The sequence below is a fragment of the Lysinibacillus sp. NPDC093197 genome, assembly GCF_044754025.1.
Classification (GTDB): domain Bacteria; phylum Bacillota; class Bacilli; order Bacillales_A; family Planococcaceae; genus Lysinibacillus.
In genome coordinates this window covers 22,537-38,353 of record NZ_JBIVOH010000008.1, presented here as the reverse complement: position 1 = coordinate 38,353, position 15,817 = coordinate 22,537, and the positions used below count along the sequence as shown (strand labels likewise).

General features: G+C 38.7%; 11 protein-coding genes. 3 read left to right on the top strand and 8 right to left on the bottom strand.

Annotated elements, in window-relative coordinates:
* The first annotated feature begins 7 nt into the window (after positions 1-7).
* The gene (locus tag ACIP9G_RS18155) at positions 8-865 is read left to right on the top strand and encodes a DegV family protein (protein WP_340826540.1); all 858 of its coding nucleotides are present in this window, start codon (positions 8-10) and stop codon (positions 863-865) included.
* Positions 866-1,158: 293 nt separating this feature from the next.
* Here ACIP9G_RS18155 and ACIP9G_RS18150 read toward each other — a convergent pair whose 3' ends face one another.
* From ACIP9G_RS18150 to ACIP9G_RS18115, 8 genes are all read right to left on the bottom strand, one after another.
* Positions 1,159-2,625, bottom strand: coding sequence for an alpha-amylase family glycosyl hydrolase (locus tag ACIP9G_RS18150; protein WP_401021176.1), 1,467 nt, complete (start codon positions 2,623-2,625; stop codon positions 1,159-1,161).
* A gap of 395 nt (positions 2,626-3,020) precedes the next feature.
* Complete coding sequence (locus tag ACIP9G_RS18145; RefSeq protein WP_401021174.1) at positions 3,021-3,389, bottom strand: YisL family protein; 369 nt, start codon at positions 3,387-3,389, stop codon at positions 3,021-3,023.
* 228 nt (positions 3,390-3,617) lie between these two features.
* Complete coding sequence (locus ACIP9G_RS18140) at positions 3,618-4,520, bottom strand: fumarylacetoacetate hydrolase family protein (protein WP_340826304.1); 903 nt, start codon at positions 4,518-4,520, stop codon at positions 3,618-3,620.
* A 124-nt stretch (positions 4,521-4,644) separates the two neighbouring features.
* Positions 4,645-5,811 (bottom strand): DUF418 domain-containing protein, encoded by a 1,167-nt coding sequence (locus ACIP9G_RS18135; protein WP_401021170.1) that lies wholly within the window; start codon positions 5,809-5,811, stop codon positions 4,645-4,647.
* A gap of 158 nt (positions 5,812-5,969) precedes the next feature.
* Complete coding sequence (addA, locus tag ACIP9G_RS18130; protein ID WP_401021167.1) at positions 5,970-9,683, bottom strand: helicase-exonuclease AddAB subunit AddA; 3,714 nt, start codon at positions 9,681-9,683, stop codon at positions 5,970-5,972.
* A 1-nt stretch (position 9,684) separates the two neighbouring features.
* Positions 9,685-13,194, bottom strand: a complete 3,510-nt coding sequence (gene addB, locus ACIP9G_RS18125) for a helicase-exonuclease AddAB subunit AddB (RefSeq protein WP_401021164.1) — start codon at positions 13,192-13,194, stop codon at positions 9,685-9,687.
* 167 nt (positions 13,195-13,361) lie between these two features.
* Positions 13,362-13,985: a TVP38/TMEM64 family protein gene (locus ACIP9G_RS18120; protein ID WP_401021161.1), complete on the bottom strand. Its 624-nt coding sequence runs from the start codon at positions 13,983-13,985 to the stop codon at positions 13,362-13,364.
* 11 nt (positions 13,986-13,996) lie between these two features.
* Positions 13,997-14,548, bottom strand: a complete 552-nt coding sequence (locus ACIP9G_RS18115; protein ID WP_173478100.1) for a helix-turn-helix domain-containing protein — start codon at positions 14,546-14,548, stop codon at positions 13,997-13,999.
* 125 nt (positions 14,549-14,673) lie between these two features.
* Here ACIP9G_RS18115 and ACIP9G_RS18110 point away from each other — a divergent pair, with 125 nt between their 5' ends.
* Complete coding sequence (locus ACIP9G_RS18110; RefSeq protein WP_401021157.1) at positions 14,674-15,405, top strand: AzlC family ABC transporter permease; 732 nt, start codon at positions 14,674-14,676, stop codon at positions 15,403-15,405.
* Complete coding sequence (locus ACIP9G_RS18105; protein WP_401021154.1) at positions 15,402-15,728, top strand: AzlD domain-containing protein; 327 nt, start codon at positions 15,402-15,404, stop codon at positions 15,726-15,728. The genes ACIP9G_RS18110 and ACIP9G_RS18105 overlap by 4 nt, the downstream gene beginning before the upstream one ends.
* Positions 15,729-15,817: the final 89 nt, after the last annotated feature.

The following is a 15,817-nucleotide window of genomic DNA, read 5'->3' as shown; positions in this document are numbered from 1 at the left end:
TAAGATGATGAAAATTTTTACTGATAGTGGATGTGATTTGCCGAAGTCTTACTACGAAGAGAATGATGTCATTCTACTTCCGTTACGTGTACAAGTAAATAACAACGAATATGATGATGTCATATCAATTGATTCTAAAGAAGTTTACGACGCTATCCGACAAGGTGCACATCCAAAAACTTCACAAGTTTCACCAGAACTCTTTTTAAAACATTTTGAAGAGCTTGCAAAAAGCGGTGAGCAAGGCATTTATATCGCCTTTTCATCTGAATTGTCAGGTACGTATAGTACAGCTTTAATGATACGCAACCAAGTAATTGAGCAGTACCCTACACTAAAGCTAGCAATTATCGATTCAAAATGTGCCTCTTTAGGTCACGGCTTAATCGTTCAAGAAGCCGTTCAACTGAGGAAAGCAGGTACTTCGCTTGAAGAAATTGAAACAAAAGTCTCTTCACTCGCTTCACAGATGGAGCATCTTTTCACAGTGGAAGATTTAGATTACCTTGCTAAAGGGGGGCGTGTTTCAAAAGCAAGTGCATTTCTTGGTGGACTCCTTAGCATTAAGCCTATTTTAAATGTCGAGGATGGCAAACTGGTACCGATTGAAAAATCACGTGGTCGTAAAAAAGCGATTGCGCGTATGTTAGATTTAATGCAAGAGCGTGGTGGTAATTTTTCTAATAAAATTGTCGGCATTAGCCATAGTGATGATACGGCATTTGCTAACGAAGTAAAGGCATCCATACAGGAAAAATTTGCGCCAAAAGAAGTTCAAATGACAATGATTGGCTCAGTTATCGGTTCTCATGTTGGACCAGGTACAATCGCAATTTTCTTTACAAATAAAAGCTACCAATCATAGCATATTGAGAACAGGACATAAGAGAAAAAGTGTTAGATTGATTTCAATCAATCTAACACTTTTTTACTATGCCGTTGATGTCCGCTACGGCGGTTGCTTTCCGCGGGCACACCCTAAGCCGCAACCCTCGCTAGCGCGCGGTTTGTTGCGTCTTACGCTGCGTGCGTTCCCGCAGGAGTCACCGCCTTCGCTACCATCAACTAATGTTCTCTTCTAAATTTTATCTACTGTAAAAGAATTTACTAACAGTTTTGTTCCTCTTTTAAAGTTTTGTCCCAGCCTCTTGGCTAATTTTATTTTGCAGCGTCTTGTTCTTGACGACGTTTTTTACCTCGTTTAATAATAACAACGACGAAGCCAATAAATACAACATAGACTAATCCAAGCGCAGCCATGTAAGGAATGTTTAGCCCTTCATCGTCTTTAACTTGATATATTTCTACAATTTCACGGTCTAAAATGACAGGGTACACATCTTTTTCATTTATACGTACCTTTTCTTCTTGTAAAATACCGTTGAGCATTTTGCCTTCACCAATTTGCTCTGGTGTTAAATCGACACGTTGTGTTTTCCCCGTATTGTTCACCATAATAATCCATTGCTCTTCATCAGATTTTCGTGTAAACACAAGTAAACCATTGTCATTTGTAATGACTTCAAAATCACCTTTACGTAATGTCGCTGATTGATTACGTAAAGATTGTACGTTTTTAATATAATCAATTAACTCTTCATCTGTTTTAAAATTGTATAATTGATGTGTGTCAGGTTTCACTTCCCCGTTCATGGCAATTTCTGTACCATACTGAACAACAGGAATTCCAGGCATCATAAATAACGCTCCCAATGCCATTTTTAATCGTGTTGGAGGGAACATATTTTCAGATGCGGAATCGAATGTAAAACGATGCGTTTGCAATGAATCAATCATAATTTGCGTTGGTTTCTCACTAGCAAAAGGCTCCATTAGCTTTGAAGAGTCTTTATCGACATTTTTAAACATATTTCGGTAAATTTCTGCTGTTTCTGGCGAGAAGCTTGCATCAAAATTTGCATCGCTTTCTTCATTTGAAATAATGTATAATGATTTTTTTGTATCTTTTAATGCTGCGATCATTGCATTAAGAAATGCAGAATCGGCATCCGCAATATTTGTTAAACGTATGCCACCAACATCATATGTAGAAACAAATTTTGTCGCTGATTCAATTAAAGCAGCTTGTACATCTTTATTTGTTAAATCCCATTGAATATGTCCATTATCTGTAGAGGCAATCCAGTTCTGTTTTGCTGCATCCTGTGCCCACTCATGATTAGGGCTTACATTATTTAAAGGAAAGTCAACCATAATCGACATATTTTTTTCTTTAAATGTCTTCACTACACTTTGAAATTCTTCTGCTGTTCCAAAATGCTCTTCGATTTTACTATAGCTTGTTGGCATTGAGCCATCGTATATTTCAGTATCGAAAATTGTTCCGATAGATACGATCGTATAGCCCATTTCTCCAATAAATTTTAGTTTATCTTGTAGACCTGTGAAGTCACCGCCTGCAAATTTCGTTGGGTCTTGCGTATTTGTATCAAAATCGTTGGTGCCTGAACCATTAAAGAAACGGTCAACGAGTAAATCAAAAATGCTTTCTTCTGCAATCGTTCTTGTTTGAACTTCATCCGCATGAGCTGGTGTTACACCAATCAATGAAGTTGCCAGTAAAAGCGATGCGGCTGTTGCGCCTATCCACTTCTTAAATTTCACTTTTATTCCCTCTCTTTCAAAGCAATCCAACGTCATTTTACCAAATAAAACAGCTACGTAGCTATCATTTCAAAATATTTTCCTGAAATGCAAAATGAATTAAGACAAAAAGGTGTCAAATTAAGCCAACTTCAATAATAAAAGACAGAGACCATTGAGAAAAAGTGTTGTTTGACTACAGTCAATTTTGGCTATGCCGTTGTTGTCCGCTACGGCGGTGCTTTCCGTGGGCACACAGTGTCAGCCGCAACCTTACTAATGCGCAGAATGCCCGTGTCATACATTTTATATGCTCCCGCAGATTGTAAATTCAAGAAAATTCAAAATTGTTTGGGTGACTGGCACTTTCAAAAAAAAAAGCCGTGAAGCGACTGCATCACGGCTTTTGTTAATCATTATGCAAGGAAATGTTGTCCCATTGGTAATTTAAACCCTAAGAACAGTGTAATTAGTAAAAACACTACAAATAAAATCCAGAACATTGTTGTTGGCTTGTTTTTCTTTTGACGGACTAATACCATTTCCATCATGCCAATAACTAAAATACCGCCAATAAATTTAAAGCCATAAAGCATTCCTTGGCCGAAATCCATTGCTTCAATAAATAATGCCCCACCAGTAATGATAATTAAAATGTAAAATAAACGTAATGTCATATGTAAGCCTTTTGATTGCTTACCACTAAGTGCTGCGATTAAAAAGATTACGATACCAACTACCCAAGTTGTAATGTGTAAATGTGTTTGGTTAGTTAAAAAATCCATGTTTGTCCCACCTCATTTTTTTTCTATCAAACTATATCCTATCATGTGGTGGAAATGGTTTCAAATATTACAAATTGTGTTCACGAAATTGAATCAATTACGCCTCGAAGGTGGCTAAACTTAACTAAATTCATTGCATTTTTGGGATTCTTCCACCACCTAGTAAAGGGCTTTACAAAAAACAAATTAAAAAATCCGCGGAGCTTACACTCGCGCGGATTATACATATTATTCAAAATGATTGACTAACGTACCGATACCTTGAATTGATACTTTCACTGTATCACCTGCTTTTAAAAATTGCGGAGGATTCATGCCTTTCCCTACGCCTGCTGGTGTACCTGTTAAAATGACATCGCCTGGCTCTAATGTTACGTGTTGCGATAAAATTGATACAAGGTTTTCAACAGTGAACATCATATCTTTTGTTGTACCGTTTTGGCGTACTTCATCATTCACTTTTGTTACAACTGTTAACTCTTGTGGATTTGGAATTTCATCTTTTGTCACAAGGTATGGTCCTAACGGGCAAGTACCTTCAAGACTTTTTCCTAAGAAAAATTGCTTATGTTTATCTTGCAGGTCACGCGCTGTAATATCATTCGCAATTGTGTAGCCAAATACATAATCAAAGGCTAAGTTTTTCGGAATGTTTTTCCCACGTTTACCAATGACAACTGCAAGTTCACCTTCATAATCCATTTTTGAAGAAAGATCAGCATGAATAGATAATGTTTGGCCATCCGCAGCAATCGCTGTTGGAGACTTCGTAAATACCATTAAATCGATTGGTGCTGCTTCTGCACCCATTTCCTTTGCATGCTCATCATAGTTTTTACCGATACACATAATGTTTTTTGGCGTACGTGGAATTGGTGATAACCATTCAATCGCTGTAAATTCACGCTTGAAGCTATTAGCACGATCTGATTTTTCTGCTGCCTCTACTAATTTACGAATCTGTTCAACAAAATCGAAGCCTAATGCAATACCATCGACAATTGAACTTGAAAAAGAAGGGAGAACTTGAAGTTCGTTTTGAATAGCGAGTACATCCCATACCGCTTCTTCTTTTTTTACTTTTGGTCCAAAGCTTACATGTCCACCTAATTTAAATGATAAAATTTTCATGATTTTAAGAGCTCCTTCTTTTTTCTACATGATACAACAATATGATATAAATTACCTTACTTTTACGATAACAATTTTTAATGTTGCTAATTCTCTATCAATTAAGTATATTACGAGCAATTTTTTAGCTTGGCTCAGTCTTCGCCTTATATGTTAATTTACGCCATAAAGCCTCTAACGGACCTTGCTTCCACTTCGTTAGCCAAATTTCTGCCAAGATCATTTGCGCCACAATAATACCGATAGCAATTAACACTCCAGTAGAAACACTAACTTTTCCATACCAACCTAATCCAAATTGATAAAATATACATGTTCCGATAATGGATTGAAGTATGTACATCGTTAACGACATGCGTCCAATTTTTGCAAAGGGACTAAGTAATTTTGGGACAACTGGCAGTAGACATAGTAATACAATGAATCCTATATAGCCGATTGATAATATTGGACCACCCATATAGACCTTTATATAATCTAGTAAATACGTACGAGTATAGATGATTGGGGTACTTTTCAAAAAAATACCTACTGTGAGCCCTGCGATTGTTAATGCCAGCCACAGCCATTTCAGCTCTTTCGCTCGCTCAACTAAATGCCATTTAGAAGCAGCAGCACCGATTAGCATAAATGGTAATACCATAAACAATGACGCAATCCACATTCCTATACCTGCCTGAACAGATAGATCTGATAAGCGTTGTAAAAAGGCATCCACCCAACTACCTGTACCATAAGCAGTAATTGCTTTTTCCACATCCGTAATATTTAAATACGTATCTACCTTCGTATTAAAGCTAATATAACCTACGACAAACAACATAAAAAGATGCATACATCCATTAATTATAATGCCGGTTAATAAAAGCCAGATTGGCTGTAAACGTAGAAGTAACAGTAAAAAAATACCACAAAATGCATACATCATTAAAATATCTCCCCACCAAATAAGGACCGCATGCACCAAACCAAACATAAATAATACAGTAAGTCTTCGAAGACCTATTCCATAAAAGTTTTGTTCACGACTTTGGGCTTTTTGCCATTGCATCGCTAACCCATAGCCAAATAACATAGAAAATAACGGATAAAAGCTGCTTTGCACATAGATATCTAAATTTTGCTGCCAAACAATATCTGACGGTGTTGTAAACCATGATCCTAAATCAATATGTGGCATTGGTAAATAAAAAGCATACATATTAACAAGCAAAATACCTAGTAAGCTCATTCCACGTAAAATATCTAATGTTGCAATACGCTCCTGCAACATCGTCGGTTTTAAATTCACAAAATAGCCTCCTCTTCTTTCTTATCACGTACATTGCAATTTGCCCCTTCTGCATGTAGGTAAGCCATATCAACGCTCACTTTCCATGCAGAAGGTTGCAGCTTGCCTTTTAACGCTTCTGAAAGGAATACTACCTAATTTCACAGGCGAAGGTTTCCCTACGCATAAAGTGCCTGCTCAATGTCAAACAAGTACAACACTTTTTCATTCACTTGTATGTGTAAAATCGATTCAATCGCCTCACTATAAACACGTAGTTGTACACCATAACGGCCAATAAGTTCCTTCGATAACGCTGGCTCCTCCGCAAATTGGGAACTGATGCGGTCTGTTTTATAATCAAGTAATATCCAGTTGCCATAAACATCCTCAAACAAGCAATCCACAATCCCCTGTACGATTTGCGCGTCACCGTCTTCATCGACACGACTAATGGTAAATGGCATTTCTCTGCGAATTTGCTTTGCATTTTTGAAGCGTTGTCCAATATCAGTTGTAAAGAAACGGAAAATTTTCTCACATGGAACAATTTTGCTTTCTGCCTCTGTTAGCAACTGTTTTGCCACTAACTCCGCTACAAATTGCTCAACCTCTTGCACTGTTGAAAAGCCACACTGTGGTACATGCTGCATAGCCGTATGGATGGCCGTTCCCATTTCTGCGCCTGTTAGCTGCTTGTCCTGTAAAAAGGTTGGTCTTGGTGCAATAGAAGCCTTGTCTTTTTTAGGTGCAGTAAAATAGTATTCTGGCTCTTCTTGACGTTGTAAACTTTCTACACGCTTAATTTCACTAACCGATGTTTTCGAGCGTTTTTGTGTCGATTTTTGATATGCATACTGCGCTTGGAAGCGAGCAGTAATTTCTGCAAGCAACTCGGCATCCTCTGGTGCTTCTAGCATCTGCTGTACGTCGCTATCGAGTGCTTGCGTGTCATACATAAAATGATAGGTTGGAATTGCACGGATCCACCAATGCGATGCATCTTGTCTAGCCTTATATGGAGAACTTGCAATTGATGCAAAATCAGCATGTCTTGCAACAGCAGGTCCAACCCAATCAAAGTAACTATTTGCACGTGCACGTAAATAATCTTGCAACGGTGCATCCACAGCCAAGTTTTGAGCGTCCTGCCAAGCATCACGGGTTTTACCCCAGCTTTTTACTGAGCCTACTAAAATAAGTCGTTCCTTGGCGCGTGTCATCGCTACGTATAATACACGCATTTCTTCGGCTCTCATTTCAAGCTCTTTTTTCTCCTTCATCGCAAGAAACGGTAAAGAAGTATAGGTTATGCGATTTTCTGGATCAATCGCCTTGACCGCAAGCCCATAATCCTGGTCGAATAAATATGGATTGTGAAAATCCATTTTATTGAAAGGACGTCCCATTCCTGCAACAAAAACAACTGGGTACTCTAACCCTTTGGAAGAGTGGATGGTCACAAGTCTTACTACATCATCTTTTTCACCAATGGACTTTGCCGTTCCTAAATCATCGCCACGTGTTCGCATCCGGTCTATAAAGCGCAGGAAGCGGAATAAGCCTCGAAACGACGTTTTTTCATACATTAATGCTCGATCATGTAAAACGCGTAGATTCGCCTGTCGTTGTTTACCATTTGGCATTGCCCCAACCATTTCATAATAATGCGTATCTAAGTAGATTTTCCAAATTAAATCTGACAAAGATCCTCGACGTGCTAAATCTCGCCAGTTTTCAAATGCCAGCATAAAACGTTGAAGCTTCTCAAATGTTTCGGATTGTACACCATGTCCTTCACTTCGAATAAACTGCCTTAATGCATCGTAGAACGGTGTTTTTGTATCCGCTAAACGAATTTTGGCTAACTCATTTTCCGTTAAGCCTACAAAAGGTGCTCGCAATACAGAGGCAAGTGGAATGTCTTGATACGGATTATCTACAACCTTTAGTGTATTGAGCATAATCATCACTTCAAGTGCATCAAAATAACCTTTAGATGACTCTGCATAAAGGGGAATACCAGCTAGTTTAAATTCTTCCACTAAATCGGTTGACCACGTCATTGAACGCATTAATATAACGATGTCACTGTATTTTAATGGACGCTCTGTTGCTGTTTTCGTATCGTATACCGTTGTACCATCTTCCATCATTTGGCGAATTCGATCAATAATAAATCGTGCTTCATACTGTGATTTTTTTAGTTCCTCAAGCTCTGAAGTCTCACTAATACTCTCATCCTGTTCTTCATCCAATGCCTCTTCCTCGAGTGGATGTAAAACGACAAGTTCAACAGGTACCTCTTTATCGTCATATGGTGCTGCTGGCTTCAATGAAGCATTGTCATCATAGTGTATTTCACCAACCCGTTCGCCCATAATTTGCGCAAATACAAAATTTGTAGCGTCTAAAACCTCGCTACGACTTCTGAAATTAGCATTCAAATCAATGCGCATGCCAGTTGCTTCGGGATCTTCTGAAAATTCACCATACTTTCGCATAAAGAGCTTTGGCTCTGCTAAACGGAAGCGATATATACTTTGTTTTACGTCACCAACCATAAAAAGGTTGCCATCTTGCTCTTCACCTAGCTTGACCAATTGTAAAATCGTTTCTTGTAGCATATTCGTATCTTGATATTCATCCACAAGCACTTCTTTAAAACGTTTTTTCAAATCTAGCGCAACAGGTGATGGCTGTAATTTACCATCTATCTCTTCCGTTAAAATTTGCAGTGCATAATGCTCTAAGTCTGAAAAGTCGATAATTCCCCGCTCTAATTTTGCCAAACGGAAATGCTCGTAAAAAATAGTCGTCAATTCAACCAATGTTGCAATCGTTGGTGCCATTAGTCGTATTTCTTCAAGCAGACGGGCAGGTGTACGGACAAAATAGGTTTCTTTCAGCTTATTCATTATTTTTTTAGCAGACTCACGCTTTTTCTTTGCCAGCTCCTGAAGCTCTACATCGACTAAAGCATCCTTTGAAACACGCTTAAGTGTCGACCACTTCACAGTTAAAAAATAATCAAATAGCTGTTGCCACGTTCCTTCTTGACTAATCCGAATGCCTTCTTGAATCATAGCAAAATCGATTTCTGCCGTTTCAGCATATGGAGCAGGACCATCTGGCTGGAGCGTAATGGCACGCATTTCAGAAATTAATACGAATGCTTCCTCCAGACTATGCTTAACAGTCAATTTTACATATTTCGATAACTCTAAATCATCAATTGTCACATTATCCGCTAACTTATATGTTTCTGGTAAGCTTCGTAACCATTTTTTCGGTTCAGCATGAACGCGAGAAGTATCATAAAGCTTACTCATTAATGTTTCAATCGCCTGATCATCACGATCTGATGTAAAGCTATCCACTAGTCGATAAATGGCGTTGATTTGTGCTTCATCCTCCGTATCGTAGGCTGATTCTAGCACATCAGCTAAAATATCATCTCTAAGCAACGCAATCTCAGCTTCATTCGCTATCCTGAAACCTGGGTCAATATCGAGCATATAAGCATACTGCTTCACAATGGCTAAACAGAAAGAATGCAATGTTGAAATTTGTGCTTTGTTGACAAGACTCAACTGACGTCGCAAATGGCTAGACGTCGGATTTTCTGCTATCGCCTTCTCAAGTGCCTCTGCCATACGATGGCGCATTTCAGCTGCCGAAGCATTGGTAAACGTTACAACAAGTAATTCATCAACATTAATTGGGTTTTCTGTTGCTACAACCTTCTCAATCATGCGATTAATGAGCACTGCTGTTTTACCAGAACCAGCTGCTGCTGAAACAAGGGTATCTTGCCCACTTGCATAAATCGCTTTCCACTGATCATCTGTCCAAGTGACATTTGCTGGCTTCAAGGGTATTTGCTGCACCATGTTAGTTCATCTCCTCCCGAATTTTTTCGACAACCTCTACCGGCTTTACTTGCGGTAGCTGACGATAGCTTTGTTTACCATCGGATGGGTCAAATTGGCACACTGATGCAAATTGACAATAATCACAGGCTGTTTTTGATTTTAGTTTATAAGGGCTAATGGCTGTATCCCCTGCTAAAATACCATTCCCAGCTTCTTGATGCTTACGGCGCACAAAATGCTGCAAGTTTTTCATATCATTAACAGGCACAATACGCGATTGTGATTCGGACGGTGTACCATCCTTTTTCATATAGACAGGTATGATTTGTGAGTGTCCACTTGCTTCCTCAAGTTGCTCGTCCATCGATAAAATAGCTTCTGGATTTTCTGTTAAAAGACCCTTCATCTTATATTGCTTTAATCGATCTTCTTCAATTTCACTATCACTTAAGTCTTTATCAAGTTTTAGCATTGGATTATGGACGTGGACATAAAGCACACCAGCAGGCTCTGCATCACCAGGTAGCCAATAGGATGCATTTTCCATCGCTACATCTAAATAAGTTAACACCTGCAACGATAGCCCATGATATACTTCGTTCAAATCTAAATCACGGGCAGACGATTTATAATCGACTATCCGTAAATAGGATCGATCATCTATAGATGCACTATCCACACGGTCAATACGACCTCGCATAAACATTTTTTTGCCACCATGTAAATCAATTTCCAATGGAGGAAGCTGTTCGTGTTGCCCTGGTCCAAATGATGCTTCGATGGCAATTGGTTTAAAATGCGAAACATTCGCGTGTTGTGTTAGTGCCATCATTGTGCGCTCTACAATACGTATAAGCTTGCGCTGAATATAACGGTAGCGTGCACTAGATAGCAAAATTTGATGTGAGAATACGGGCACAATTTGCTCTACAGCCTGTCGTGCAAGCTGTTGAATTTGCTGCTTTGTTAAACGAATCCAAGATAGTTGTAAACGATGCGTCTCTTCTGTAATCCATTTCAATGCCTCATGGAATAAATCACCCATAGCAAATGTTTCTAAACGATATTCTGCTCGTTCTTCCAAACGCAGCCCATACGTTGTGAAATGTGAAAACGGACAGCGGAAGTATTTTTCAATCCTTGACACACTTGATGTTAGCTTACGACCATATAACTCTTGTGTAATGTAGCCTTCCAGTGGTTCTGCCTCATTTTTATGCGTAATTGGATGCATTAGTCGATGTAAAATTAATGCCCAATATGGATCTTGCTCATAATATTTTTGTAAAGCTACCCATTCTGGTGCAAGCTCACGACTATGCTCTGCTTGCCGTAACTGTAGCGTTAAATGGGCTAATGCTGTACGAGGATGTCGTAAATACGGCAATACATTATCATCAATCAATTCAATTGGATCTATTACTACACGCTCGACATTTACCCCGCTTAAAAGCCCTGCCGTTTTATCGTTTCCGATAATCTTCTTAATATATAACGAGGATAATAACGCTTTCCCCTCTTCATCTGCCGTCGAATAGGTCATATAAAGCTTATCTGAAGGTGTTGTAATTGCACGATATAGTAAGAAGTTTTCCTGCAGTAACCTATTTTTGGATGTTGGGGCTAATTCATAGCCAATGTGCATAAACCATTCACGTTCCGTATCAGACAGCAATCCTTCATAATCCATTCGAGTAGGATAAACGCCATCGTTCATTCCAAGAACAAAGGCAACTTTAATATGCGATAAACGAGCTAAATCGACTGTTGCCACCATCACTTCATCTAAAGTAGGTGGAATACGGGAAAATTCTAATGTATCGAATCCTTCATCTAAAATTTTTGCCGCTTCTTCCACTGACATTTCTTGCTCACCAAACATGTAAACAAACTGATCGAGTACTGCAACCCATTCTTTCCACGCTTGATCATGCTCACTTGCAGCTAATGCTTCTCCTCTATCAATTTCACGATCTTTCATGATTTGAAGCTTGTCATATACTTGAACTTCTTCTACAAGTTCATATAACGCAGTTGCTACATCTCTACCAGTTGTCGCTTGCATAAGCTTGTCCTGTAATACTTTTAATGGTGGACGGATTACATCACGAATTGCCTCAATTTCTGTCTGCATCGCGCGCTCTTCATCCGTTTGAACACGGGAATGGAATTCAAGACCTCGATATTTTTTGTAAAACCAACGAGCATCTTCAAACCAACGTTCTCCGTATATTCCTTGTGCTAAACAGTAATTTTCTAAGCGATCTGCACGCTCCCGCCAAACACTTTGCTCAGCATGCAAAGGGAAAAACAAATCTGTTTTCACACTTCTAAAAAGCGGTTCATATTTCCAATTAGAAGTAATAACCTCCAATGCAGAACGACTAAACTCAATTAATGGATGATGGAGCATCGTTTTTTTCGAGTTCACAAAAATAGGAATGTCGTATTGTTGGAAAATTGTTGAAATAAGCGGATCATATACATCTGCTTGTCTATAAAGTAACACTATATCTTGATAACGATAGCCCTCCTGCCTTGTCAGCTTCGTTATTTCCCGGGCAATGGCGTGAATCTCAGCCCGTCGATTCGACGCTTCAAAGACCTTCACATCGCCTGTTGATTTTTTCGTTTTTGGCACCATATTTTCAAATGTTGCTTCTACATGACGTAAATCTTCTGACTGGAATCGATGTGTTTTGATAAAATGCAACGGTGCATCTACCTCAATGCCATTTTCCTGTGCTATATCATGCAAACGCTGATTTGTAATTGCCGCTTCATTAAAGAGCGCTTGCTCATCATACACTTCTTCTATATGGTCAAACGGCAGCACTACGGTTACTTGCTTTGACACCTTTAGCAGTTCTTTAACAAGCTCTAGCTCTCTTACAGTAAAGGCAGTAAAGCCATCTATATAAATTGTCGCCTGTTTCATCGTCTCTGAAAATTTTAACTGCTCGGTTAAGATCGGATAGTATCCCTCACTATCGACATAAGTCGTGCCAAGTCGTGCTTCTAATGCTTGCAAAACGATTTGTAAATCATTTGTTTTAGCCTGCAATGTATTCGGTGCATCAATAGCCTTTAAAGAAGCTGTCACTTCCGCTAATACCGAACTGTTTACACTATAACGGCTAAATTCACGTAATAACGATTCGATTTCCTCTGTAAAGCCCCTTTTACCAGCAGCTTGTCGAAATAGAGAGAAATCACTTTTTTGCTCCTCTAGTAATTTTCGAATAAGCATCCGATAGCCATAGCCATTTACTTCTTGGCGAGCGATACCACCTGTTTCTTGTAATACAAGCCAAGCCAAACGTTTAAATGTCATCACTTGTGCACGTATTAGCCCGTGTAAGCCATGTCTATTTGTCAGTTCATATTCAGTTGAATAAGACATTTGGTCAGGGACAATGATAAAAATAGGGTGACCTAATGGATCTGTTGATAATTGCTCGACTATTTCTCTATGAATAAACGCTGATTTTCCGGTACCTGCACGTCCTGATACAATTCGTAATGTCATTCACTCTTCCCCCTATTCGTAAAAAATCAAATCTATGATAAAAAATTTATTGTAATTGTTTCACTATAATTCTCCAATATTAAAGCTACTGCTAAATGAAATAAAAAAGACCCTCCTACCATTTTACATGATACAAGGGACTGCATGTGCAGATTCAGCCTAGAAGATTATTCATTTTTCGTCATTTTTCGCACACGTTTCAAATCTCTTTCCACTCGAGCGTTCAATCGCTTCTCGATTAGCTTGCCAATCCACCATAACAAGACAATGGCTACACCAGCAATAATCAGTCGTATCGGACTAGTTAATAGCGATTTTAAATCATAGCCAAGAACACTCATCCCTAAAATCATTACGAATTTTCCTGCTAATAGCACCGTTAAATAATATTTTTTATGAATATGAGAAAGTCCCGCAACTATATTGACAATGACTGAAGGAGTAAATGGAAAGCACAGTAATACAAACAACGGGCTAATTCCGTTCATATCAACCCATTTGATAAGCTTTTGTACCTTTTTCCCTCGCGTTACAAAACGCAGCTTCGGGTGCTTTCCGAAATGTCGAACAAGCAAAAAAACTGCATATGAGCCAGCTACTGAACCTAACCAAGATAATAAAAATCCAATCCATAATCCAAATGCACTCGCATTTGCGACAACGAACACAACTAGCGGTAAAAAAGGAAAAAAAGCCTCTAAGAAAGGTAGTACCACACCTATTACTGGGCCTAGTGTTCGGTATTGTGCCGCAACATGCTCGATATTTTCTACAGTAAACCATTCATTCACTATTGCCACCTCTACTTATATTGCAAAATTACATGTAAAATTGTAAGTTCTTCTGAAGCGTTTTGATATTCGTGTGCTTGATGCCCAGAAAATACCAAGGTTTCTCCTTCAGTTAAAGTTTCATGCATTACGCCAGCAGAAATAATAGCTTGTCCATGAATAACAGTCACAGTTTCTTCTACCCCTTCTGTATGGGCTTCACTCCTACTTCTCGCCCCTGGTTCCATTTCTACCTTATAAAATTCCCAGCCACGTTCAGGATCATAAGGAATAATTGAGTAAACTCGGTAACGCCCATCGTCTTCATCGACATGTGGCGCATTTTTACTGCTAAACTTCATAAAATGGGCTATCGGTGGCTGTAAAAGGGATGAAAATGATATTCGAAGTCCTGCAGCTATTTTCCAAATTGTTGAAACCGTTGGATTCGCTTCACCTTTTTCAATTTGCGCTAGCTGTGCTTTACTTACGCCTGTTGCTTTTGCCACATCATCTAAGCTTAAACTACGCTGCTGTCGTATTTTTTTTAATTGGAATGCTAAATTTCGACTCATTTGTTCCATCTTGACTCACCATTTCCTATTGTTTATTTTATCGGACATATGTATACTTTAATAAACATATGTGAATGTTCAAACTATTCCATTATAAGTATACATGGAAATTTTTTCGAAAGGATGACCTATTTATGACAAGCACAACAGATCTTCATAATGAATCAACAACCTCTACAGACGATAGCTTCCTACAAGGAGTAAAAGATTGTGTACCTACTTTACTCGGTTATATTAGTATAGGACTGGCATTCGGTGTTGTAGGTTCCGCTTCTGGACTATCTGTAGTTGAAATTGCATTACTAACAATTCTCGTTTACGCGGGTTCTGCGCAGTTTATTTTTTGCGCACTTTTGCTAACGAGTAGTCCTGCCTCTGCTATCATTGTAACCATTTTTGTCGTAAATCTACGTCATTTATTAATGAGTTTAACATTGGCACCTCATTTTACGCGCTATTCTATGCTACGAAATGTCGGATTCGGGACATTATTAACAGACGAAACATTTGGTGTAGCCGTAACCAAACAAATGCAAAATGGTAAATTACATGGCAAATGGATGGATGGACTGAATATCACAGCGTACGCATTTTGGATTTTATCTTGCGTCGCAGGTGCTTTTTTAGGACAATGGGTGGCAAATCCCGAAAAGTGGGGCTTAGACTTTGCATTAATCGCCATGTTTGTTGCTTTACTAGTGCTACAGCTTAGTAGCGTTGGAAAAAATAAAATCATGCATTACCTTATGTTAATTGGCTATATGGTGGTCATTATGTATGGCTTATCTTATCTCGTTCCTTCGCATTTAGCTGTGCTACTTGCAACTGTTATTGTAGCTACGATTGGGGTGGTGACAGATAAATGACGACAACAGCTTCTATGGTATGGCTTATTATCGGTTGTGCATTGGTTACATGGTTACCCCGTATTATACCGTTTATGTTTGTGCGCAGTGTGAAACTGCCAGATGTAGTTTTAAAATGGCTAAGTTTTATTCCAGTTTGTATTCTTAGTGCCCTTGTTATCGAAAATTTATTGGATACTGAAAGCAAAAGTTTCGTTACACTGGATTGGCCTGTCTTTTTAACTTTTGTGCCTACACTTATCATTGCACTAATCACAAAAAGCTTATCGATTACAGTTGTGGCAGGCGTTATAATAATGGCTGCTGTAAGATTCATTATGTAAAAATATTTAACGTTTGCTTTTTCACTATAAAAAAATCCGCTTAGTCGCTTGCGAAAGTAGCACGAGGTGTAAGACGAATCACCCCAATA